The 21,725-nt window shown below is 45.5% G+C and carries 23 protein-coding genes and 1 pseudogene; 22 read left to right on the top strand and 2 right to left on the bottom strand.

Annotation, left to right across the window (positions count from 1 at the left end):
* Nucleotides 1-63: 63 nt before the first annotated feature.
* The 6 genes and pseudogenes from E8Q33_RS09935 (at nucleotide 64) to E8Q33_RS09960 (ending at nucleotide 7,079) form a co-directional block, all read left to right on the top strand.
* Nucleotides 64-942, top strand: coding sequence for an ATP-dependent zinc protease (locus E8Q33_RS09935; protein ID WP_069295916.1), 879 nt, complete (start codon nucleotides 64-66; stop codon nucleotides 940-942).
* Nucleotides 943-951: 9 nt separating this feature from the next.
* The gene (locus E8Q33_RS09940; protein ID WP_136554493.1) at nucleotides 952-2,463 is read left to right on the top strand and encodes an inactive transglutaminase family protein; all 1,512 of its coding nucleotides are present in this window, start codon (nucleotides 952-954) and stop codon (nucleotides 2,461-2,463) included.
* Nucleotides 2,460-3,463, top strand: a pseudogene (locus E8Q33_RS09945) (alpha-L-glutamate ligase-like protein). Before E8Q33_RS09940 ends, E8Q33_RS09945 begins: the two are co-directional and overlap by 4 nt.
* A gap of 17 nt (nucleotides 3,464-3,480) precedes the next feature.
* Complete coding sequence (locus E8Q33_RS09950) at nucleotides 3,481-4,203, top strand: SIMPL domain-containing protein (protein WP_247870028.1); 723 nt, start codon at nucleotides 3,481-3,483, stop codon at nucleotides 4,201-4,203.
* Entirely contained in the window at nucleotides 4,203-5,261 is a 1,059-nt protein-coding gene (locus tag E8Q33_RS09955) for a PA0069 family radical SAM protein (protein WP_136554495.1), read from the top strand. The genes E8Q33_RS09950 and E8Q33_RS09955 overlap by 1 nt, the downstream gene beginning before the upstream one ends.
* A gap of 183 nt (nucleotides 5,262-5,444) precedes the next feature.
* A complete protein-coding gene (locus E8Q33_RS09960; protein WP_136554498.1) occupies nucleotides 5,445-7,079 on the top strand; it encodes a methyl-accepting chemotaxis protein in 1,635 nt (544 codons plus the stop codon).
* Nucleotides 7,080-7,130: 51 nt separating this feature from the next.
* Here the strand turns inward: E8Q33_RS09960 and E8Q33_RS09965 are convergent, their stop codons facing one another.
* Complete coding sequence (locus tag E8Q33_RS09965; RefSeq protein ID WP_136554500.1) at nucleotides 7,131-8,144, bottom strand: Gfo/Idh/MocA family protein; 1,014 nt, start codon at nucleotides 8,142-8,144, stop codon at nucleotides 7,131-7,133.
* Nucleotides 8,145-8,294: 150 nt separating this feature from the next.
* Here E8Q33_RS09965 and E8Q33_RS09970 point away from each other — a divergent pair, with 150 nt between their 5' ends.
* Nucleotides 8,295-8,807: a peroxiredoxin gene (locus E8Q33_RS09970; protein WP_136554501.1), complete on the top strand. Its 513-nt coding sequence runs from the start codon at nucleotides 8,295-8,297 to the stop codon at nucleotides 8,805-8,807.
* A gap of 67 nt (nucleotides 8,808-8,874) precedes the next feature.
* Here the strand turns inward: E8Q33_RS09970 and rpiA are convergent, their stop codons facing one another.
* Nucleotides 8,875-9,576 (bottom strand): ribose-5-phosphate isomerase RpiA, encoded by a 702-nt coding sequence (rpiA, locus tag E8Q33_RS09975; RefSeq protein WP_136554503.1) that lies wholly within the window; start codon nucleotides 9,574-9,576, stop codon nucleotides 8,875-8,877.
* Nucleotides 9,577-9,661: 85 nt separating this feature from the next.
* On the opposite strand from rpiA, the gene E8Q33_RS09980 reads away from it, so the two are divergent.
* From E8Q33_RS09980 to E8Q33_RS10045, 15 genes are all read left to right on the top strand, one after another.
* Entirely contained in the window at nucleotides 9,662-10,549 is an 888-nt protein-coding gene (locus E8Q33_RS09980) for a fructosamine kinase family protein (protein ID WP_136554505.1), read from the top strand.
* A 6-nt stretch (nucleotides 10,550-10,555) separates the two neighbouring features.
* Nucleotides 10,556-11,026 (top strand): low molecular weight protein-tyrosine-phosphatase, encoded by a 471-nt coding sequence (locus E8Q33_RS09985; RefSeq protein ID WP_069295906.1) that lies wholly within the window; start codon nucleotides 10,556-10,558, stop codon nucleotides 11,024-11,026.
* Nucleotides 11,027-11,094: 68 nt separating this feature from the next.
* Nucleotides 11,095-12,567: a sodium:proton antiporter NhaD gene (gene nhaD / locus E8Q33_RS09990; RefSeq protein WP_136554506.1), complete on the top strand. Its 1,473-nt coding sequence runs from the start codon at nucleotides 11,095-11,097 to the stop codon at nucleotides 12,565-12,567.
* 75 nt (nucleotides 12,568-12,642) lie between these two features.
* Nucleotides 12,643-13,710, top strand: a complete 1,068-nt coding sequence (locus E8Q33_RS09995; RefSeq protein ID WP_069295904.1) for a 3-deoxy-7-phosphoheptulonate synthase — start codon at nucleotides 12,643-12,645, stop codon at nucleotides 13,708-13,710.
* A gap of 210 nt (nucleotides 13,711-13,920) precedes the next feature.
* On the top strand, nucleotides 13,921-14,502 hold the full coding sequence (gene rsxA, locus E8Q33_RS10000; protein ID WP_069295903.1) for an electron transport complex subunit RsxA: 582 nt from the start codon (nucleotides 13,921-13,923) through the stop codon (nucleotides 14,500-14,502).
* A 2-nt stretch (nucleotides 14,503-14,504) separates the two neighbouring features.
* Entirely contained in the window at nucleotides 14,505-15,065 is a 561-nt protein-coding gene (gene rsxB / locus E8Q33_RS10005; RefSeq protein WP_136554508.1) for an electron transport complex subunit RsxB, read from the top strand.
* Nucleotides 15,062-16,075 (top strand): electron transport complex subunit RsxC, encoded by a 1,014-nt coding sequence (gene rsxC / locus E8Q33_RS10010; RefSeq protein ID WP_247870029.1) that lies wholly within the window; start codon nucleotides 15,062-15,064, stop codon nucleotides 16,073-16,075. Before rsxB ends, rsxC begins: the two co-directional genes overlap by 4 nt.
* On the top strand, nucleotides 16,072-16,590 hold the full coding sequence (locus tag E8Q33_RS16055) for a 4Fe-4S dicluster domain-containing protein (protein ID WP_247870030.1): 519 nt from the start codon (nucleotides 16,072-16,074) through the stop codon (nucleotides 16,588-16,590). The genes rsxC and E8Q33_RS16055 overlap by 4 nt, the downstream gene beginning before the upstream one ends.
* Nucleotides 16,590-17,621: an electron transport complex subunit RsxD gene (rsxD, locus tag E8Q33_RS10015; protein ID WP_136554510.1), complete on the top strand. Its 1,032-nt coding sequence runs from the start codon at nucleotides 16,590-16,592 to the stop codon at nucleotides 17,619-17,621. Before E8Q33_RS16055 ends, rsxD begins: the two co-directional genes overlap by 1 nt.
* Nucleotides 17,618-18,256: an electron transport complex subunit RsxG gene (gene rsxG, locus E8Q33_RS10020; RefSeq protein WP_136554512.1), complete on the top strand. Its 639-nt coding sequence runs from the start codon at nucleotides 17,618-17,620 to the stop codon at nucleotides 18,254-18,256. Before rsxD ends, rsxG begins: the two co-directional genes overlap by 4 nt.
* On the top strand, nucleotides 18,253-18,942 hold the full coding sequence (locus E8Q33_RS10025) for an electron transport complex subunit E (RefSeq protein WP_136554514.1): 690 nt from the start codon (nucleotides 18,253-18,255) through the stop codon (nucleotides 18,940-18,942). The genes rsxG and E8Q33_RS10025 overlap by 4 nt, the downstream gene beginning before the upstream one ends.
* A 2-nt stretch (nucleotides 18,943-18,944) precedes the next feature.
* Nucleotides 18,945-19,595, top strand: a complete 651-nt coding sequence (nth, locus tag E8Q33_RS10030; protein WP_136554516.1) for an endonuclease III — start codon at nucleotides 18,945-18,947, stop codon at nucleotides 19,593-19,595.
* Nucleotides 19,595-20,029 (top strand): DUF1841 family protein, encoded by a 435-nt coding sequence (locus E8Q33_RS10035; protein WP_136554518.1) that lies wholly within the window; start codon nucleotides 19,595-19,597, stop codon nucleotides 20,027-20,029. The genes nth and E8Q33_RS10035 overlap by 1 nt, the downstream gene beginning before the upstream one ends.
* Before the next feature lie 2 nt (nucleotides 20,030-20,031).
* Nucleotides 20,032-21,036 carry a zinc-binding alcohol dehydrogenase family protein gene (locus E8Q33_RS10040; RefSeq protein ID WP_136554519.1) on the top strand — a complete coding sequence of 335 codons (1,005 nt, stop codon included), beginning with the start codon at nucleotides 20,032-20,034 and terminating at the stop codon, nucleotides 21,034-21,036.
* Nucleotides 21,037-21,093: 57 nt separating this feature from the next.
* The gene (locus E8Q33_RS10045) at nucleotides 21,094-21,585 is read left to right on the top strand and encodes a cytochrome c5 family protein (protein ID WP_069295895.1); all 492 of its coding nucleotides are present in this window, start codon (nucleotides 21,094-21,096) and stop codon (nucleotides 21,583-21,585) included.
* Nucleotides 21,586-21,725 lie beyond the last annotated feature (140 nt).

Here is a 21,725-nt window from a genome sequence, read left to right on the forward strand (position 1 = left end):
CTATCAATTTTGTTTTGATAATGCGTTTTGACTTAATAATCCGTTTTAAGCTTTAGGAAAGACATGTTCAAACATAAATTACCTCTCATCCTTGTTTTATCTAGCTTGTTAACAACAGCTTGCGTGCAAAATGAAACCCGCCCGACCGTTTCAAATGAACAATTAAAGTCAGCGCTTAGTGACAGTGAATCCAGAATTCAAAATCAACTGAGTCAGCAATGCCAAAAAGTTATCGATAATCAAAACAAGCACCAAGCTGGCCTGCAATCTTTCTCAAAAGAACAACAAGTCACTCGCAAACAACTCGATGAGTTAAACCACCAAGTTGAGCAGCTGAGTGAAAAACTGGCGCAACGTGCCGTGGTCGAATCTGCGCAAACAGCTCAAGTCGCTGCAGCAGCGAACAGTCAAAGTTGCCCACCACCAGCCCCAATGACGTTGGGCGATAAATTGGTATTGGGTCAATCTGAGTGGTTATGGATTGAAGCGGTTAATCGCGTATTTCCGGCACGAGTCGATACCGGTGCAACAACGTCATCGTTAACGGCACAGGACATTGTGACTCTGGAACGAGATGGTCAGAAATGGGCGCGTTTTACTATTGTTCCTGAAGAAGGCAGTGATAACAGTTACGAGGTTGAAGCACCTATCGCTCGAATCGCCAATATCCGTCAATCATCAACTAATGAAATTGATAAACGTCCGGTAGTCAGACTGACTATCAAGATTGGCAATATGACCGATACTGCAGAATTCACCCTCACTGATCGTTCGCATATGAACTATCCGATCCTATTGGGCCGTGAGTTTTTGAAAGATATTGCTGTGGTCGATGTCGCCAAGAAAAATGTTCAACCTAAACCAGAGCTACTGACAGATCGGGCATCAGCTATTCCGAAAAAAGCAGAACAAGCTAATCCTAAAGCATCAGAAGAAGAATAAGGAACCATCATGGCATCACGTGCGCCGTTTTATATTCTGGTCAGTCTGCTGTTTTTTGCAGGTTTAGCGCTTACTTTACATCGTCATATCGCGTTTGATATTCCCTGGTTTCCTGGTGAACAACGGCAAACCTGGTCAATTGAAGCCAAAGTTGATTTTGAAGCTCGTGGCGAACCGGTTACTGCCCGTCTAGCCATTCCAAATACCCAACCGGGCTTTACTCAGCTTAATCAACAAACTGCCAGTCCGGGCTATGGTTTAGCCTTTGTTGATCGTAAAGGCGGTACCTACGCAGAATGGTCTATCCGCGAAGCCACTGGCAATCAATCGCTTTATTACAAAGTCGACATGTTGCTTGATCCGTTTGCCATACCGGTAGAACAAGAACCTGTGGAAAACATTAAACCAAATGTTGAACAGGAGCCATACGCTGCAGCCGCTAAAATGATTCTGGATCGTGCTGTTGAGCGTTCATCATCCAATTACACATTGGCTCGTGAATTGATTCACGAATTTAATAATCAACAGCAAACGGCTGAGTTATTAGCTCAACTAAAGCCGAAAACGCTTTGGATAGCACAATTACTGCAAGAAGCTGGCGTGCCAGCCAGACGCATTCATGCTTTATATTTGGAAGATGGCCGTCGACGTCAGTCATTAATTGAATACATCCAGGTGTTTGATGGCGAAGACTATGAGGTGTTTAACCCTGAAACCGGTGTACAAGGCCAGGCTGAAAACATGTTGCTGTGGCAATATCATTCCGGCCCGGTATTGGAAGTGGTTGGTGCAACCAATGCACAAGTCACTTTCTCAATGATTTCGCAGGAGCAACCATTCAACATCGCTTTAAACCAAAAGTTTGCTGATAACGAATGGCTGAATTTTTCGTTGTATACCTTACCACTTGAAGAACAGGCGATTTTTAAAGGCATTTTATTGATCCCAGTGGGCGTGTTGATTGTTGTATTGATGCGAATTCTGGTCGGTATCAAAACCTCGGGTACCTTTATGCCGGTATTGATTGCCATGGCATTTATTCAAACCAGTTTACTGACCGGTTTAATCGGCTTTTTACTGATTGTCGGTGTGGGCTTGATGATCCGATCCTACTTGTCTTATCTCAACTTACTACTGGTCGCCCGAATATCCGCGGTCATTATCATGGTTATCGGTATGATCGCTATTTTCTCGATTGTGGCCTATAAATTTGGTCTGACTGAAGGTATGAAAATCACCTTCTTCCCGATGATCATTCTGGCGTGGACCATTGAACGTATGTCGATTCTCTGGGAAGAGGAAGGTGCTAAACAAGTCATGATTCAAGGCGGTGGTTCATTACTAGTCGCCATCCTGGCTTATATGGCGATGAACCTTGATTGGGTGCGTCATTTAACCTTCAATTTTATGGGAATTCAGCTGATTCTTATGGCACTGACATTGGTTGCGGGTAGTTACACTGGTTATCGTTTGCTTGAGTTGAAACGCTTTAAACCCTTAACCAAGCTGGATAAACAATGAGCGAACCAGTAGAAAAAAAATTGAACTGGTTTCAAACCATACGCGAGCGTTATGCGCACCCGAGTGCCCTGAGTAAAATCGGTGTATTAGGTATGAATCGGCGAAACGTTTCCTATATCAGTCGTTATAACCCACGCCGACTGTTCCCATTGGTTGATGACAAATTACAAACTAAAGAACTGGCGTTAGAAGCTGGCGTGAAAGTGCCTGATTTGATTGGTGTCATCAGCGAACAGCATGCGGTAAAAGATCTTACTGACATTCTGCAACGCTGCAGTAGTGGCTTTTGTATCAAGCCTGCACATGGTTCAGGTGGCAAAGGTATTTTAGTCATCACTCGACAAAGTGAAGAAGGCTATCGTAAATCCAATGGGCAATTTGCCAACATTGGTGATCTGGAACGCCATGTCACTAATATCCTGGCCGGTTTGTTTTCTTTGGGCGGTCGTGCTGATGTCGCCATCATTGAAGATTTGATTCATTTTGATGATTGTTTCAGCGGCTACAGCTACGAGGGTGTGCCTGATACTCGGGTAATTGTGTTTCGTGGTTTCCCAGTAATGGCAATGATGCGTTTATCAACTGCCGCCTCCAATGGCAAAGCCAATCTGCATCAAGGTGCTGTTGGTGTTGGTCTGGACATCGGTGATGGACATGCGTTGCGTGCCGTACAATTTGATAAACCGATTCTGTTACATCCTGATACCGGTTTAAATATGATGTCGTTGAAAGTACCGCACTGGGAAGAAGTATTAAATCTAGCAGTATCATGTTATGAAATGTCTGGCTTAGGCTACTTAGGTACTGATATTGTTTTGGATCGTTTTAAAGGTCCGATGTTATTGGAACTGAATGCCGTCCCGGCCTCACCATCCAGATTGCCAATGGTAAAGGCTTATTACCTCGACTGCGGCAGATTGAAGGGCTGAGTCATAAGAAAAGAATGAGCATTGAAGATCGCGTCGCTTACGCAAGAGAACATTTTACTGATCATCGTTGATTCAACAGGAGTCCGGAATGATAGCTAATCAAAGTAAATCAACTGCATTGATTTCGGGTGGGGCATTATTTCTGGGCTTAACCTTACTGGGCTTTCAGCTCGGCAAGGCGTTAATTGATTTCAAGCAGCTGGAACGCAGCGTAACGGTAAAAGGTTTATCTGAGCGTGATTATCCAGCGGATGTGGTGATTTGGCCGATTCAATTCACTGAAGCCAACAATGATCTGCCAGAGTTGTATCAAGCGATTGAAAATAATGGCAAGAAAGTTCGTGAATTTCTGCAGCAGCGTGGCATTCAGCAAGATGAGATCACTTTTAATGCTCCAGCTATTACCGATAAGTCAGCCCAGCAATATGGTGGTGGACCCAGAGCAGAATTTCGCTATACCGCTACACAAACCGTAACCGTCTATTCCCAAAATATCGAAGCAGTTCGTCAGGCAATGCCTGCTGTGGCCGAATTAGGTAAACAAGGTCTGGTGTTGACCGGTGAAAACTATATGGCACAGACCGAATATCTGTTTACCCGACTCAATGAAGTCAAACCGGAAATGATCGAAGAAGCTACTGAAAATGCCCGTGAAGTAGCCGAGAAATTTGCCCAGGATTCTGACAGTGATTTAGGCAAGATCCGCAAAGCGTCTCAAGGCCAGTTCAGCATTACCGCTCGCGACAACAATAACCCGCATATCAAACAGGTTCGAGTAGTTTCGACAGTGGAATATTATTTGTCTGATTAATGCAGCCTAAACAGCCTTCAATCAAAGGACGAGGAACAGCTCAACGGATCGATGCAAGATACAACCATCATCAACGCCAAATGGTTGATGATGGTTGGTTCCAAGAACCAGAAAACCCGCCCAAAACTACGGTGGAGATTGAACACCCGAAAACCATCATTACCCGCAATCAATCGCCTGATTTACCTTTTAGCCAATCCATAAATGCCTATCGTGGCTGCGAACATGGTTGTATTTATTGTTATGCCCGTCCATCCCATGCCTATTTAGGCCTCTCCCCCGGACTGGATTTTGAAACAAAACTAACGGCTAAACCTGACGCTGCCAAGTTGCTCAAAAAAGAGTTATCAGCAAAGAATTATCAATGCTCACCCATTTCCCTGGGTGCAAATACTGATCCTTACCAGCCAATCGAACGAGACTTTCAAATCACCCGACAGATTCTGCAGGTTTTGAATGAAACCCGTCATCCCTGTCATATCGTGACCAAGTCGGCCATGGTGGAACGTGATATTGATATTCTTCAAAAGATGGCCTCGAATAATTTAGTGCAGGTTCATCTTTCTATAACCACACTTGATCCTGCTTTATCACGAATAATGGAACCCAGAGCCAGTGCCCCGAGACGTCGTTTGCAAACCATTGAGACGCTGCGTGCGGCCGGTATTCCGGTAACAGTTTTAATTGCACCGGTTATTCCAGTATTAACCGATGCGGAGTTGGAGAACATTGTAAAAGCCGTTGTTAAGGCAGGCGCATTGGACGTAAATTACATTCTGCTTAGATTACCGCTGGAAGTCAGTCCATTATTCGAAACCTGGCTGCAGACTCATCGACCGGATCAGGCCCAGCATATTTTGAATCGCATATATGATTTACGCGGCGGTAAAAATAACGATCCGCGTTTTGGTCATCGACTTCGCGGTGAAGGTATTTTTGCTGATTTACTAGCCCAACGTTTCCACAATATCTGCAAAAAATTAAACATCAAATCCACTCTTCCTGCATTACGCTGTGACTTATTTCAAACACCAAATAGTCAAATGAGCTTGTTTTAATCCCTATCTGCTGAGCCTAATCGCTCCCCCCTCCTGACTAATGATAGCTAATACTCATTTCTCATAAGTTAAAGAAATTTCCTGATTTTGTTTTTTTAAACAGGCATACATAATATTGCTTTGACATAAAACTCACATGTAATACGCAATGATGCGTTTGCATTCAATAACCAGGAAATTTCAGTGACTATCAAAAACAGGCTTCAACTTGGCTTCGGCATCGTATTAAGTTTGATGGTGTTGATTGCCATAATTGGCATAAACGAAGTCAGTAAAATTGACCGGACTATGAGTAAAATCAACGAGGTCGATAGTGTCAAACAACGTGCAGCCATTAACTTTCGTGGCAGTGTCCATGACCGCGCCATTTCCATTCGAGATGTAGTGTTAAGTGAAAACAGTGCCGAGCGCCAGCAGCATCTCCAGGATATCAAGCGCTTAGAACAATTCTATGCAGAATCAGCTGTAAACCTTGAAGCGATGGCCAATAATCCACAACAATTTGCCGCTCAGGAAAACACACTGTTAAACAATATCAAATCGATTGAGCAACAAACTTTGGCTCACACCGCTGAGACCATTAACTTAATCAATCAAGGCAGAAACACAGAAGCCCGCGATTACCTGATGGTCAATACTTCTCCTGCTTACACACAATGGTTAGCTGCCGTAAATCAATTTATCGATTTTCAGGAAGTCACTATCAGCAATCAAGTTGATTACATTCGTCAGCAAACTGGTGGGTTTATGGCATTGATGATCACCGTGACGCTAATTGCCATCGTCATTGCCATTTTTGTGAGCTATCGGTTGATTGGTCGTTTGTATTCCACCATTGGTGGTGAGCCGGATTCCGCTGCAGAATTAATCAGTGCATTTGCATCTGGTGACTTGACTCAACAAGCTCACACCAAATTTCCTAAAAGTATTGTGGGTGCATTAAGCGCCATGTCGAACGAACTGTCACATATCATGAAGGCGATTACTTCATCCGCAGGTCAGGTTTCGGATGCGGCCAAGGTAATGAATCAAACTTCAGCAAATAATCAAAGTTTAGTTATCGATCAGAAACAACAAACGCTTGATGGCGCTAATGCCATTAGTGAAATTTCTACTTCGGTTCAAGAAATTGCCCGCCTGACCAGTGAGGCTGCAATGCAGGCTCAAACAGCAGATAAAGAAACTATTAACGGTAATCAGGAAGTTAGCAAAACGATTGCCAGTATTGCTGAGTTGGCGGCTAAAGTTGAAGAAGCAGCACGTGTTATTGATGAATTGTCTGAAGACAGCAAAAAAATTGGTAGCGTTGTTCAGGTCATTGCTGATATTACCGAACAAACCAATCTACTGGCGTTAAATGCAGCTATTGAAGCCGCCCGTGCCGGCGAGCATGGTCGAGGTTTTGCAGTTGTTGCCGATGAGGTTCGTGGCCTGGCCAGCCGCACCAAAGAGTCAACATTAAATATTAAAGACTTAATCGAAAAAACCCAAAGCAGAACCATCATCGCGGTAAAAGTGATGGAAGAAGGTAAAAATAAAGCGCATCAATGTGTTACTCAGGCGGAGCATGCCGGTGAATCATTAGCAGTAATCAGCCGTTCAGTAACCGCGATTAATGATATGAATGCGCAAATCGCCAGTGTCGCCGAACAGCAATCGGCAGTAGCCGAAGAAATTAATAATAACTTCCGCCGGATAACTGCCGTATCAGACAAGGCTGAAGCCGGTTCCCAATCGATTTCAACCTTAAGTTTTGAACTCAATCAGTTGGCGGATGTACTGCAACAATCGATCAGTAAATTTAAAACAGCGAGTTAAAACTTAGCCTCGACATAAATTAAGCCGCTCCATTTGAGCGGCTTAATTTGTTTAAAACTGTACGGTTTTACCTTCTTTTACCGACTGCAACGCTGCCACAATAGCTTGGCAGTTAGCCCGTGCATCTTCCAGGCTGAGTAACGGATCGGTGTTCTTCATTACACAATCTGAAAAATGTTCAATTTCATTCACAAATTGATCGGCTGCTGGCACTTCAACCGTTTCCTGTTGCCCTGCTTCTGTCCACCAGGAAATCTTGGCCGTTTCGTCTGCCGGTTGCCAGGTTGTATGACAGGTTATGCCACCCAAGGTGCCGATGATTTCGTAGACACTGCGTCGGGCATGTTCAAAACTTATTTCGAATTGGGCAAACCGGCCATTACCGTAGTCGAAAACACCTGTTAGGCTTAAATCCGCACCATGTTCATTTATGTTGGCAACAGCGGTAACGGCTTTAGGTTCTTCATCAAACCATAATCTGGCTGTATGTATGGCATAAGGTCCGATATCCCACATTGCTCCACCGCCATTTTCAATGGGGCGGTTAACCCGATATAGACGAGCTGGTTTCATTGGAAAGGCAAAACGGGTGCTGACTGTTCTGACATCACCGATCACACCGGACTCAATGATTTCCCGGACCGCGTCATGTTGTGGGTGAAAGCGATACATAAAGCCTTCCATTACTTTGACGCCCTTCTCTTTTGCGGCTTGGGTAATGGCATCAATATCTTTAACCGTTAAGGCCATCGGTTTTTCAATGAGCAAATGTTTACCATGGGCAATGGCTTTTAATGCCCATTCAGCATGCTCTTCATTCGCCATCGGCAAATGGATTACATCAATATCTGGATGACTTAATAAAGCCTCGGGATCATCCAGAGCAAGAATATCGTTATTCTCAGGCGCCAGTTTTGCCAATGCCTCAGCTGCAGCGCCTTTTCGACGGCTGGCGACGGCAACCAGCTTTGCATTATTGGCTTCAATGATGGCAGGGATTAATTTTTCGGTGACGCGCGCTGCTCCGAGGATCCCCCAGTTCAGGATAGTTTTTTCTGCGGTCATTTTTTACTCCATTTAAATCATTATGTGCTTCATCATAACGATTTAAATGGATTGCACCAAACTTGAAAGTCCCTTTAATAATCAGTGTTTTTATCTCGAGACAGATGGCTTATCCTACTCAATAATCTTATTCATCAATGAGGACGAGTTATGACGATTGAAGTTGGACAACAGATACCTGATGGTAAATTAACTGAATGTGTGGAGTTTGATCCTGAAAATGGCTGCCCGATGAATCCGTCGCCGATGGATGTGCGTGAGATGGCAAAAGGCAAAACCATTGTATTGTTCACGGTACCGGGTGCATTCACTCCGCTTTGTTCTTCGCAACATTTGCCTGGATATGTCGAACATGCAGATGCCATTAAAGCCGCTGGTGCCGATGAAATTTGGTGTTTAGCAGTCAATGATGCGTTTGTTATGGCCGCTTGGGGCCGTGAGCAAAAAGCCAATGGCAAAGTACGCATGATGGCTGATGGCAGCGCCGAATACACCAAAGCATTAGGTTTGGATCGTGATTTAACCGGTGGTGGCATGGGCGTTCGTTCGTTCCGGGCCGCAATGATTATTACCGATGGTGAAGTGAAATATATCGGCGTGGAAGGTTCGGGTGAGTTTGCTAAATCTAAAGCCGAAACCATTCTGGAAGAATTAAAAAAATAACCGCTCGTAAGTTAACGGTTTAAACAAAGGGCAGTGTTTGACACTGCCCTTTTTGTTTAATTTTTTCTCAACGCTGTAGCAGCTTCACTCCATCAGACGAGCCAATAAATACCGCTTTGACAATATCCGCAAAAATACCGTGCTCAACTACACCCGGCATAACGGTTAGCAAGGCATTAATCTGCGCAGTTTCAAGATCAGTAAATTGCATATCCAGAATTAAATTTCCAGCAGCACTATAGGCCACATTATCACCCGCGGAATTCAGCCTAAGACTGCCTTTAGCCTGCAGTTTTGCCAGTCGATTTAGCACCAGCTGCGCGGCACTTGGCATCACTTCGATAGGTATGGCGTTTTTCTCACCAATTCGTGAAACCATTTTGCTGTCATCAACCAAAACATAAAAAGCAGTGGCGTGACTGGCCAGTAACTTTTCACAGACCAGATCCTGCCCTCGTCCTTTTAACAGCTGCATATCAGTGGTGACTTCATCCGCACCATCCACATACATATCCAGATGCGATAAATGCTCGATGGAAATGACCTTTAGTCCAGCCTGCTGAGCCTTAACTCGGCTAATGACCGAACTGGCCACCACCTGAATCTCCAATTGCTGTTCATGCTGTCGGCGAGCCAGTTCATCGATAAACAGGTTGGCAGTTGAACCGGTACCCAAGCCGACAATCATGCCGTTGTCGACGATTTCGGCAGCTTTAATGGCCACCTGTTGTTTGGGACTTGGCGGGCTCGCTTCAGTATGTGTGGACATTGACAAACTCCTTGCATGTTTTGGCAAAATTGTCGTTTCAGCTTAGCATGGTTAAATTAGCTGCTCACCTTTCGTGGAGACAAACATGGCTCAACTCACTGAAATAATCCAGGAAATTGAACGTGTAACTGGAGTCAACTGCCAGCCACATCAACTGTCTTCGGTAGGCGGCGGTTGCATAAACACCGCCTATCAGTTGAAAACACCTGATACTCAGTTCTTTATTAAAGTAAATAGTCCGAAGCTGTCAGATATGTTTGTTGCTGAAGCCCAAGGCTTGCAAGAGATGGCAGAACTCAACGCTGTTCGCGTGCCGAAAGTCATTTGCTATGGCACCGGCGATGGACATAGTTATCTGGTATTGGAATATATTCCTCTTGGCAGTATGCGCGGCTCAGCCAATGCCAAGCTCGGCGAACAACTGGCTTTGTTACATCAACAGCCACAAGCGTATTTTGGCTGGCATATGGATAACACCATAGGCAGTACGCCGCAGATAAACGATCGTTCTGCCAACTGGGTGCAGTTCTGGCAACAACAGCGTCTTGGAAAGCAACTTGAATTCGCTGCCACAAACGGCTTTAGAGGCAGTCTGCAGAAAAATGGCGAACGGTTAATTGAACAACTGCCAGCCTTTTTCACAGATTATCAGCCACAAGCTTCTTTATTACACGGTGATTTATGGGGCGGCAATGCAGCTGCTGATGAGCAAGGTAATCCAGTGATCTTTGATCCCGCCTGTTACTACGGAGATGCTGAAACCGATTTGGCCATGACTGAATTATTTGGTGGCTTTGGCAATGACTTTCATGCCGGTTACCGGAGTATCAGAGCAGTCGATTCCGGTTATCGCACTCGCAAAACGCTCTATAACCTTTATCATATTATCAATCATCTTAATCTGTTTGGTGGCGGCTACCTCGGTCAGGCCGATGCCATGATTTCACAATTACTGGCCGAGCTACGGAGTTAGCTAAGAATGAGTCAAATCAAAGTGTTATTCGTCTGCATGGGCAATATCTGTCGTTCACCCACAGCGGAAGGAGTTTTTATCAGCTTATTAAAAGATAAAGGCAGCAGTGACAAGTTTCTGGTTGACTCTGCCGGCACACATGCTTATCACGTTGGCGAACCACCTGATGCCCGTGCTCAACAAACCGCTAAGCAACGTGGTGTAGATTTATCTTTTATCAGAGCTCGTAAATTTCGTTACGAAGACTTTGAGCATTTTGATTACATTCTGGCGATGGATCAGGACAATCTGGATATCCTCAAACAGGCTTGTCCAATTGAATATCAACATAAGGTCAGACTATTTCTTGACTATGCCGAAGGCCGTGATGAAACCGATGTGCCGGATCCCTACTACGGTGGGCAGAATGGCTTTAACCATGTATTTGATTTAGTCACTGATGCTGCTGAAGGTTTCTATCAAAAAGTTCTAAAATAAGGGTTGTTATTCCAGCGATGAGGGGTATCATCTAACAGCTTTTTTACCCCCCATCGCAGGAAGCTATCATGCCCGTTTCAGGCTTATCCAAGTCATTGTCTGGCTGGACAATCTTTGTCTTAATGTCACTGTTTTCTCCAGCGTTATTGGCAGCAGAAAATGCAGCTATGCTTGATCTGACAGGACATTGGGTTGGCTTTGCCGCATTAGCAATATTCTTTATTGCCTATGGATTGGTCATCGCCGAAGAGCAGATCCATATGCGCAAGTCCAAGCCGGTCATTGTGGCTGCGGGTTTGATTTGGGTATTGATTGCAATGATTTACGCCCAGCAAACCGATCCGGTTTTCCATGAAACAGCTGGCATCATGATTCGCCACAATCTGCTGGAATATGCCGAACTGTTTTTATTTCTGCTGGCAGCAATGACCTATATCAACACCATGGGCGAACGCGGAATCTTTGATGCGATTCGTGCCTGGCTGGTCAATAAAGGCTTTTCATTAAGAACTATTTTCTGGCTAACCGGTTTGATGGCTTTTTTCATCTCACCGGTAGCCGATAACTTAACTACCGCATTATTGATGGCCACCGTGGTCATGGCTGTTGCCGGCAATAATCATAAATTTATTGCTGTCGCCTGTATCAATATCGTTGTGGCAGCTAATGCGGGCGGTGCTTTCAGTCCATTTGGTGATATCACCACGTTAATGGTCTGGCAAAAAGGTGTGCTGGCATTTCATGAATTTTTTGCCCTGTTTGTGCCGTCGCTGGTCAACTGGTTAATTCCGGCAGTTTTATTATCACTGGCAATTAAAAATGTGGCCTCAATAGCAGTTCATGAATATGCCCCACTCAAATCGGGAGCGATGGTAGTTGTAGGATTATTTATCCTCACCATTGCGATGGCTGCCAGCAGTCACCACTTTCTACATTTACCCCCCGTGCTTGGCATGATGACCGGTTTAGGTCTACTGAAACTGCATGGTTATTTCCTAAAAATGCGCGATAAACGTTTAATGGATAAACGTGAAAACGATGGCCAGACCGCGTTTAATATTAACGATGAAACCCAGCAGAAAATGCCGTTCAATATTTTTGAGCAATTGCAACGCGCCGAATGGGACACATTAATGTTTTTCTATGGCATCATTTTATGTGTTGGTGGCCTTGGCACAATTGGCTATCTGAGTGTTGGTTCCGAGTTTCTCTATGGCCAATTAGGCGCAACTACCGCCAACATCATGGTTGGTCTAATTTCCGCAGTTGTCGATAACATTCCTGTCATGTTTGCCGTGTTATCTATGATGCCTGACATGAGTCATGGCCAATGGTTACTCGCCACGTTAACTGCCGGTGTGGGTGGTTCGCTGTTATCGATAGGTTCGGCTGCAGGTGTTGCGGTAATGGGTCAAGCCCGTGGTATATATACCTTCGTCGCGCATTTGAAATGGGTTTGGGCTATCGCGCTTGGCTATATCGCCAGTATCTGGGTACATCTATGGTTGAATGCTGATTTATTTGCTGTCGCTCTACCCTGACAGCTTGAAATAGCGTAAAAGGCCCCGACGTATTACAATTGCCGATTATTTTTTTGAACACAAATCAGGTTGAAAATGCGTTACAACACAGATGATTTACGCATCGTTGGTATTCAGGAAGTTTTGCCACCAGCGCAATTGCATGAACAATTACCGATCTCGGATGCGGCATCTGAAACCGTGTTTAACGCTCGCACTGCGTGTCAGGATATTCTGCATCACCGTGATGATCGTTTGATCGTCATTATCGGCCCCTGCTCTATTCATGATCCCAATGCTGCACGTGACTATGCCAGTCGCTTGCAGCCGTTGATTCATGAGCTGGCTGATGATCTGCATATCATTATGCGCGTCTATTTTGAAAAGCCTCGTTCCGTTGTCGGTTGGAAAGGTCTGATTAATGATCCTTACCTCGATGGCAGTTTCAAAATCAACGACGGACTGAATATCGCCAGAAAATTGCTGTTGGATCTTGCTGAAATGGGTGTTCCTGCTGCAACAGAATATCTGGATCTTATTAGCCCTCAATACATTGCCGATCTGATCTCCTGGGGCGCAATCGGTGCGCGTACAACAGAAAGTCAGGCGCATCGTGAACTGGCCTCCGGCTTGTCTTGCCCGGTTGGGTTTAAAAATGCCACTGATGGTGGACTGCAAATTGCTGTGGATGCGTGCCTGTCAGCATCAAAACCACATCACTTCATGTCCCTGACCAAAGATGGCCATTCCGCTATTTTTTCTACTACTGGCAATCCAGATTGCCATGTCATTTTACGTGGTGGTAAAAAGCCTAATTACGATAAAAGCAGTATTGATGAAGCGGCGGCAGTGATTGGCCGCAGTGGGCAATCAGTGCGAATTATGGTCGATTGCAGTCATGCCAATAGTGGCAAAGATCACTTGCAACAGGAAGTGGTCGGACGCTTATTGGCTGAACAGATCGCAGCCGGTGATAAACGCATTATCGGCTTGATGCTGGAAAGTAATCTGGTTGGCGGCAGACAAAATGTGGAAGCGGACAAAGAACTGGTTTACGGCCAAAGTATTACCGATGCCTGCATGGCTTGGGATAATAGTGAGCCATTATTGCGTGAGTTAGCCGCGGCGGTCAGACAGCGTCGCAAGAATGCCGCTGCTGCTTGATAAAAAGCAAAGGAATTTTTGGCTCTTTTACCAGTCAGATTGCGAACTCGTTGCTAAGACGCTAAGTCCTTCACCATCAAGCCTTAACCTCATACTGCAACGCTACATTAAAAGCGTTATTAAGCTATAATATTCGGTTCATAATTTGTATTTGAATCAGGGTAAAGCAGTAACTCATGCTAATTCCTGAGAAAATCAGTAGGTTATTACATGGCTGACTATGCCCTAATTTTGATAAGCACCATTCTGGTGAACAACATTGTGCTGGTGAAATTCCTCGGCCTGTGTCCGTTCATGGGTGTTTCGCGCAAGCTGGAAACAGCAATGGGCATGGCGCTGGCAACCACATTTGTTTTGACCTTATCGTCTATCAGTAGTTATTTGATCAACGAATACCTGCTGTCTCCACTGGGTCTTGAATTCCTGCGCACCATCAGTTTTATTTTTGTTATTGCCGTTGTCGTTCAATTCACCGAAATGGTCGTGCATAAAACCAGCCCACTGCTGTATCAGGTTTTGGGTATTTTCCTGCCATTGATCACCACCAATTGTGCTGTATTGGGCGTGGCGTTACTCAATGTTCAGGAAAAACACGGCTTCCTGGAATCAGCCTTATATGGCTTTGGTGCCGCGGTCGGCTTTTCAATTGTATTAATCATTTTTGCTGCGATGCGTGAACGACTCGCTGCAGCTGATGTGCCCGTTCCGTTCCAAGGTGCAGCGATTGGGCTGATCACTGCCGGATTAATGTCGATGGCCTTTATGGGCTTTGCCGGTTTAGTGAAGGTTTAGCCATGTTGACAGCGATTATAGCCATCACGCTGCTCGCGTTGACTCTGGGACTTGTGCTCGGCTTTGCCTCGATACGTTTCAAAGTTCAAGGTGATCCGATTGTCGATCAAATCGATAAAATCCTGCCACAAACCCAATGTGGTCAATGTAGTTTTGCCGGTTGCCGACCATATGCAGAAGCGATCGCTGCAGGGGAAGTTGATATCAACCGTTGCCCTCCCGGTGGTGAAGCCACCATTCAGGCACTGGCCGATTTGCTTGATGTTGAACCCAAACCACTGGACGAAGAATGTGGGGTGGAAAAACCGAAAATGCTGGCTGTGATAGATGAAGCTCGCTGTATCGGTTGTACTTTGTGTATTCAAGCCTGCCCTGTAGACGCCATTCTCGGCGCTGCCAAACATATGCACACGGTTATTGCTAATGAATGCACCGGCTGCGAATTATGTGTTGAACCTTGTCCAGTAGATTGTATTGATATGGTCGAAACTCAACCGAACCCGCACACCTGGCGCTGGCCGGATCCTTCCCATGTTGACCTGCAAAGGAGAACCGGATCATGAGTGCGCCGTTAGGTGATTTTCCGGGTGGATTAAAACTACCCGGCCATAAAAAACGTTCCACTCAAGGGCCGATTCGTAAAACGCCAATAAGCAAACAACTGGTGTTACCTTTGCAACAACATATCGGTGCAGCTGCGGTGCCAATTGTTGAGGTCGGTGATAAAGTCTTAAAAGGCCAACGGATTGCGCGTGCTGAAGGCCATGTTTCTGTCTGTCTGCACGCTCCTAGCTCCGGTGTAATTTCCGCTATTGGTGACCATGCCATCCCGCATCCATCAGGTCTTTCTGCACCGTGCATCACCATTGAAACCGATGGCGAAGATCGCTGGATTGAACGGCAACAAATAAAAGATTTCCGTCAGCACTCTGCCCATGAATTACGGCAGATTATTCGGGATGCCGGTATTGTCGGTTTAGGTGGTGCTGGTTTTCCAAGCTTTATCAAACTCAATCCAGGCGTGCATCACAGCGTTGAAACCTTACTGATTAACGGTGCAGAGTGCGAACCTTACATCAGCTGTGATGACATGCTGATGCGTGAACGTGCAGACGGTATTCTTGATGGTGTAGAGATCATGTTGTTCGCCTTGCGAGCTTCACGCTGTATTCTGGCTATTGAAGACAACAAACCTGAAGCCATCGCAGCGATGCGTTATGCCCTCTCCAGCCGATCGCATTTATCTCAAACTGAAATAGTAGTAGTGCCAACCCGTTATCCAACCGGTGGTGAAAAACAATTGATCCAGGTTGTCACCAACAAACAGGTGCCAACCAATAAATTGCCGATTGATATCGGTATCGTCTGCCATAACCCCGGAACAGCCTATGCAGTAGGCCGCGCTATTTTGCATGGTGAACCGTTAATTTCACGAGTGGTCACAGTCACCGGTACAGACGTCCCTCACGCTGGCAATTTTGAAACCTTATTTGGCACGCCAATCAAAGACTTATTGGTATTCTGTGAGACCCGACGTCAACCGGACGAACCGTTTATCCAGGGTGGTCCATGATGGGTTACAGTCTGGCTGGTGATGATTTACCGATCACTAAAACGGCCAACTGTATTCTGGTCGGTGTTGATGATGTGGCCCCGCCAGCACAACCGTTACCGTGTATTCGTTGTGGTGATTGTGCCGATGTCTGCCCTGCCAGTTTGCTGCCACAGCAGTTGTATTGGTATTCCCGCGCCAAAGATTTTGATCAAACCCGTGATTACAACCTGTTTGACTGTATCGAATGCGGTTGCTGTGATTACGTGTGCCCTAGCAAAATACCGCTGGTTTCTTATTTCCGTTTTGCCAAAACCGAAATCATGAATCAGGAACGCGAACGTCACAAATCTGACCTTGCCAGACAACGCCATGAAAGCCGTCTCGAACGTTTAGAACGTGAGGCGCAGGAAAAAGAAGAACGTCAACGTCAGCGTAAAGCCGCTCTGGCTACAACCAAAGCAGCAAAAGCCAAAGAAGAAGATTCGACCAACACAGCTGAAGCTGCCGATTCGGTTACTGAGGAAAAAGCCTGATGCCTATTTTTCGGCTGAGCCCGCCGTTTCTAGCAGGAGCTAATCGCGTCACGTTACAGATGCTGCAAGTGCTGCTGGCATTAATTCCGGCCGTGATTGCCATGACTTTTTATTTTGGCCCAGGTGTTTTAATTAATGTCACGCTAGCCGTTTCAGTGGCACTCATCACCGAAGCCTTGATGCTGAAATTACGTCATCGCCCATTAAAACCATTTCTAAGTGATGGCAGTGCAGCGGTAACCGCGGTGTTACTGGCATTGGCGATTCCTCCGTTGTCACCCTGGTGGATGACGGTGATTGGTGTGACCTTTGCCATTGTGTTTGCAAAACATTTATATGGCGGTCTGGGTTATAACCCGTTTAATCCGGCGATGATTGGTTATGTGTTGTTATTGATTTCCTTTCCATTGGAAATGACCACCTGGTTACCTGTGCAATCTTTGGCCGACCAACCAATGAGTTGGATGAGCGCCCTGCAATTGATATTCAATGGTCAATTTAATGGGTTAGGTATAGATGCCTATTCCGGTGCGACCCCGCTTGATGCGATGAAAACGCAAATCGTATTACAGCAACATCCTGAATATATCAGCAGCCAAGCTATGTTTGGCATGGCTGGTGGCCTTGGCTGGGAGTGGATCAATATCTGGTTTGCCTTGGGCGGGATTTGGCTGATTTATCGTAAAGTTATCAGCTGGCATGTGCCGGTGGCGATGATTCTGGCGCTACTGATTATCAGCAGTATTACTACCCTCATTGATCCGACTATTTCTGGTTCCCCGCTGTTTCATTTATTAAGCGGTGGCACCATGCTCGGCGCATTTTTCATCGCGACTGATCCGGTGTCAGGTTCGACCACATTGAAAGGTCGTATCGTATTTGGTGCCGGAGTTGGCATTTTGACTTATGTAATTCGTATTTGGGGTGGTTATCCAGATGGTGTGGCGTTTGCCGTGATCCTGATGAATATGTTGGTGCCTCTAATTGATTATTACACTCAGCCACGTGTCTATGGTGGAGCGGCACGATGAAAGCATTATGGAATCAACCGGCGTTTCGGGTTGGGCTGATGCTGGCTTTGTTTGCCATCGTGGCCACAACTTTAGTGGCGTTTACTGAAGAAAGTACTCGTGATCAAATAAAAGAAAATGAACGTCTGGCTTTATTGGATGCCATTAATGTATTGGTACCAAAACAGGTCTATGACAACGATATTCTGAATGACACGATTGTGTTACCCGCTACCCCGCAATTAGGCACTACAGAACCAACAATGGTGTATCGGGCACGAAAAAATAATGAGCCGGTGGCGGCAGTATTAAGTAGTATCGCACCTGATGGTTATAGCGGCAGTATCAATATTTTGATTGCTGTATACACCGATGGCAGTCTGGCTGGAGTACGTGTTATCAGTCATAAAGAAACCCCCGGCTTGGGCGACAAAATTGATGTGCAACGTGATGACTGGATCCTGCAATTTGCTGGATTGTCATTAGACTCACCGGATAAATCGCGGTGGAAAGTTAAAAAAGATGGTGGTGATTTTGATCAATTTACTGGCGCAACCATTACCGCCCGCGCCGTAGTGAATGCCATCAAACGTACATTGGAATTTTTTGAAGCTAATCAGGATAAGTTGTTTATCCCGGCAGAGGAAAACACATGACAATCTATCAGCAGATTATTAAAGAAGGTCTGTGGAAAAATAATCCCGCCCTAGTGCAATTATTGGGTTTGTGTCCGTTGTTGGCTGTTACCAATACCATGATTAATGGGCTGGGACTTGGCCTCGCCACCATTCTGACTCTAGTGGCTTCAAACGGTATTATCTCCATGTTACGTCATCAAATTCCGGATGAAGCTCGCTTGCCGGTGTTTGTTTTAATCATTGCGTCGATTGTCACCGCGATCGAATTGTCGATGAATGCCTGGTTTCATGAGCTGTATCTGATCCTCGGTATTTTCATTCCGTTAATCGTCACTAACTGTTCGATCATCGCCAGGGCAGAAGCCTTTGCTGCACGTAATCCAGTCGCACCCTCTTTACTCGATGGACTGATGATGGGGATTGGTTTTACTGCAGTGCTGGTATTGCTTGGTGGTATGCGCGAATTATTGGGTCAGGGCACCTTGTTTAGCCAGGCACACTTAATGTTTGGTGAGGCTGCTCGCGGTTTGGAAATCACTGTTATTGATGATTATCGTGGATTTCTGATTGCCATTTTGCCGCCCGGTGCATTTATCGGTCTGGGATTAATCGTGGCGTTGAAAAACGTGATTGATGCTCGAGTCAGTCGTCGCGCCGTTAAGGTCGAAGCAACAACACTGGCTCCACAAACCACAACGGGCTAACAATGAATCAAACGCAGCGGCAACAATTTTTCAGCAGACTGCGCGATCAAAACCCATCGCCCACCACAGAGCTGAATTATTCAACACCGTTTGAATTGCTGATTTCGGTGATTCTGTCTGCACAAGCCACGGATGTCGGCGTCAATAAAGCTACCGACAAACTTTATCCAGTGGCAAACACGCCGCAGGCGATTCTGGATTTGGGTGTGGATGGTCTGAAAAGCTATATCAAAACCATCGGCCTGTTTAATAGCAAAGCTGAAAACGTTATCAAAACCTGCCAGCTACTGATTGATAAACATAACGGCGAAGTTCCAGAAGATCGTGAAGCATTGGAAGCTTTACCCGGTGTCGGTCGCAAAACCGCCAATGTCATTCTCAACACCGTTTTCAAACATCCAGTCATGGCGGTTGATACCCATATCTTTCGTTTGTCGAATCGAACCGGACTGGCCAAAGGCAAAAATGTCCGTGAAGTGGAAGATCGCTTGATGAAAGTTATTCCGGCAGAATTCAAACTTGATGCCCATCACTGGTTGATTCTGCATGGTCGCTATGTTTGCACAGCAAGAAAACCACATTGCGATCAATGCATTGTGACTGATTTGTGTGATGAATTTCGTCGCAATCAGCGACAACGGATAACTGCCTGATGGCCGTTTTCAGTCAGAATCGTGATGCACTACGCCAGCAATATCATGATGTTTGGCAAAAAATGCAATCCGCTCAAATACTCACTGCGTTAGAACAGATGATTGCTGATGTAATAACGCTTCACCCCGAATATCACTCCCTGCTCTCCTCACCTATTCAATCAGGTCAGGAATATTTTGTAGAAAACGGTCAGACCAATCCCTATCTGCATATGGGACTGCACATTGCGGTTCACGAACAACTCTCCATCAATCGTCCAGCTGGAATCGTGCAAGCCTATCAACAGTTATCGGCTAAAACAGGCGATGAACATACCACTGAACATTTAATGGTTGATTGCCTGGCTGAACAATTGTGGCTGGCCCAACAGCAGCAACAACCGCCATCAGAAACCGCCTACCTCAGATCAGTTCAACGTTTATCGGAGAAATAATCATGCAGGCATTAAAGTTTCAGAATGCTCAGACAATGGCGCAAATAATCAGCCAACCAACACCTAAAGCATCCGGCTATGACGTATTGGTTGCCGTGGAAGCTGTAGCGGTGAATCCAGTAGACCTGAAAGTTAAATCGACAATTCAGCCCGATTCAGAAGGCAAAATCATTGGCTTTGATGCCGCTGGCACCATCGTCGAAATTGGTGATCAATGCCAAGGCTTTCAGGTTGGCGATAAAGTCTTCTACGCTGGTGATATTGGTAGAGAAGGTTGTTATGCGACGCACCAACTGGTGGATTCACGGATTATTGCCAAAGCACCTAGCAATCTGGAAATGCATCAAGCAGCCGCCTTAGCGTTAACCAGCCTTACCGCATGGGAAAGTTTGTTTGATCGACTGAAAATTGATGTGGTCAAAGATGAGAATAAAACATTATTGATTATCGGTGCTGCTGGCGGTGTCGGTTCAATGGCCATTCAACTTGCCAAACAACTCACTAAACTGAACGTTGTCGCGACCGCTTCACGCCCAGAGAGCAAACAATGGTGTGAAACCTTAGGCGCTGATGCCATAGTGAGTCATCAAGGCTCACTACAAGCCAACTATCAGCAAGCCGATCTGCCTGCACCGGATTATATTCTTTGCCTGAATGACAGTGATTTTTACTATCCACAAATGGTCGAATTAATTGCTCCACAAGGTCTAATCGCTTTAGTGGTGAATTTTCAGCAGCCCGTCGATTTGAATCTGCTGAAAAACAAAAGTGCCGGACTGGTTTGGGAATTCATGTTTACCCGCCCTCGTATGCAAACCAATGATATTCAACAGCAGGGAAACATCCTAAAACAAGTCGCTGAGATGGTTGAATTAAATCAATTACGGCCTATTGCACAACGACATTTTGACAAGCTGACCCCCCAAACACTTGAACAAGCCCATGATTTGTTAAGCCAATCTCAAACATTAGGCAAAATAACGCTTGGGCCGTTGTCTGATGCGTAGCGCGGCTGAGCATATGCCCGTATAATTAGTGCCACTATTAAGAAGACTGAGGTAAACATGCAATCATCTAATTCACCTAAGTATTTGATCGGCAGTTTAATTGTTGTCGCAGTACTGTTTCTAATTGCCAATCTGATTTTGTCTAATATGCTGGCAATTGCCGACAATGTTGTCGAACCAGAACCTATGGATGCTGAAGCAATTGCCGAAAGATTAAAACCGGTTGCCAGAGAAAATATTGGTGAAGAACAAATTGCCGAAGCGCCTGTAGCAGATGAAACCGAAGATACAGCACAAGCTGGGGATAACAGTGTCGGTAAACAAGTCGTTACCCAAGTGTGTGCGGTTTGCCACGCATCTGGCATGATGAACTCACCCAAAATTGGCAATGCTGCTGATTGGGCTCCACGTATTGAACAAGGCATGGACACTGTATATAAACATGCGATTGAAGGCTTTAATATGATGCCAGCCCGCGGCGGTAATCCGAAACTAACGGATGAAGAAGTAAAAGCTGCTGTGGATTACATGATTTCATCAGCTGACTAAAAAAAGTAATTGCATGAACACGCTAAGCCGGTATATTCCGGCTTAGCTTTTGAGATAAATACCAAGACAATATTTTAGAGTTATTAAGCCTAATGCTGAAACGATTATCGTCTAGCATCGACAGGGATCACACCAGCCGC

Origin of the sequence: Methylophaga sp. SB9B (assembly GCF_004832235.1) — a bacterium.
GTDB lineage: Bacteria > Pseudomonadota > Gammaproteobacteria > Nitrosococcales > Methylophagaceae > Methylophaga > Methylophaga muralis.

Excerpts from the sequence above, each read along its gene's own strand:
- E8Q33_RS09935 (WP_069295916.1), top strand. The coding sequence starts at position 64 with ATGTTCAAACATAAATTACCTCTCATCCTTGTTTTATCTAGCTTGTTA.
- E8Q33_RS09940 (WP_136554493.1), top strand. The coding sequence starts at position 952 with ATGGCATCACGTGCGCCGTTTTATATTCTGGTCAGTCTGCTGTTTTTT.
- E8Q33_RS09950 (WP_247870028.1), top strand. The coding sequence starts at position 3,481 with ATGATAGCTAATCAAAGTAAATCAACTGCATTGATTTCGGGTGGGGCA.
- E8Q33_RS09955 (WP_136554495.1), top strand. The coding sequence starts at position 4,203 with ATGCAGCCTAAACAGCCTTCAATCAAAGGACGAGGAACAGCTCAACGG.
- E8Q33_RS09965 (WP_136554500.1), bottom strand. The coding sequence starts at position 8,144 with ATGACCGCAGAAAAAACTATCCTGAACTGGGGGATCCTCGGAGCAGCG.
- E8Q33_RS09970 (WP_136554501.1), top strand. The coding sequence starts at position 8,295 with ATGACGATTGAAGTTGGACAACAGATACCTGATGGTAAATTAACTGAA.
- rpiA (WP_136554503.1), bottom strand. The coding sequence starts at position 9,576 with ATGTCCACACATACTGAAGCGAGCCCGCCAAGTCCCAAACAACAGGTG.
- E8Q33_RS09980 (WP_136554505.1), top strand. The coding sequence starts at position 9,662 with ATGGCTCAACTCACTGAAATAATCCAGGAAATTGAACGTGTAACTGGA.
- E8Q33_RS09985 (WP_069295906.1), top strand. The coding sequence starts at position 10,556 with ATGAGTCAAATCAAAGTGTTATTCGTCTGCATGGGCAATATCTGTCGT.
- nhaD (WP_136554506.1), top strand. The coding sequence starts at position 11,095 with ATGCCCGTTTCAGGCTTATCCAAGTCATTGTCTGGCTGGACAATCTTT.
- E8Q33_RS09995 (WP_069295904.1), top strand. The coding sequence starts at position 12,643 with ATGCGTTACAACACAGATGATTTACGCATCGTTGGTATTCAGGAAGTT.
- rsxA (WP_069295903.1), top strand. The coding sequence starts at position 13,921 with ATGGCTGACTATGCCCTAATTTTGATAAGCACCATTCTGGTGAACAAC.
- rsxB (WP_136554508.1), top strand. The coding sequence starts at position 14,505 with ATGTTGACAGCGATTATAGCCATCACGCTGCTCGCGTTGACTCTGGGA.
- rsxC (WP_247870029.1), top strand. The coding sequence starts at position 15,062 with ATGAGTGCGCCGTTAGGTGATTTTCCGGGTGGATTAAAACTACCCGGC.
- E8Q33_RS16055 (WP_247870030.1), top strand. The coding sequence starts at position 16,072 with ATGATGGGTTACAGTCTGGCTGGTGATGATTTACCGATCACTAAAACG.
- rsxD (WP_136554510.1), top strand. The coding sequence starts at position 16,590 with ATGCCTATTTTTCGGCTGAGCCCGCCGTTTCTAGCAGGAGCTAATCGC.
- rsxG (WP_136554512.1), top strand. The coding sequence starts at position 17,618 with ATGAAAGCATTATGGAATCAACCGGCGTTTCGGGTTGGGCTGATGCTG.
- E8Q33_RS10025 (WP_136554514.1), top strand. The coding sequence starts at position 18,253 with ATGACAATCTATCAGCAGATTATTAAAGAAGGTCTGTGGAAAAATAAT.
- nth (WP_136554516.1), top strand. The coding sequence starts at position 18,945 with ATGAATCAAACGCAGCGGCAACAATTTTTCAGCAGACTGCGCGATCAA.
- E8Q33_RS10035 (WP_136554518.1), top strand. The coding sequence starts at position 19,595 with ATGGCCGTTTTCAGTCAGAATCGTGATGCACTACGCCAGCAATATCAT.
- E8Q33_RS10040 (WP_136554519.1), top strand. The coding sequence starts at position 20,032 with ATGCAGGCATTAAAGTTTCAGAATGCTCAGACAATGGCGCAAATAATC.
- E8Q33_RS10045 (WP_069295895.1), top strand. The coding sequence starts at position 21,094 with ATGCAATCATCTAATTCACCTAAGTATTTGATCGGCAGTTTAATTGTT.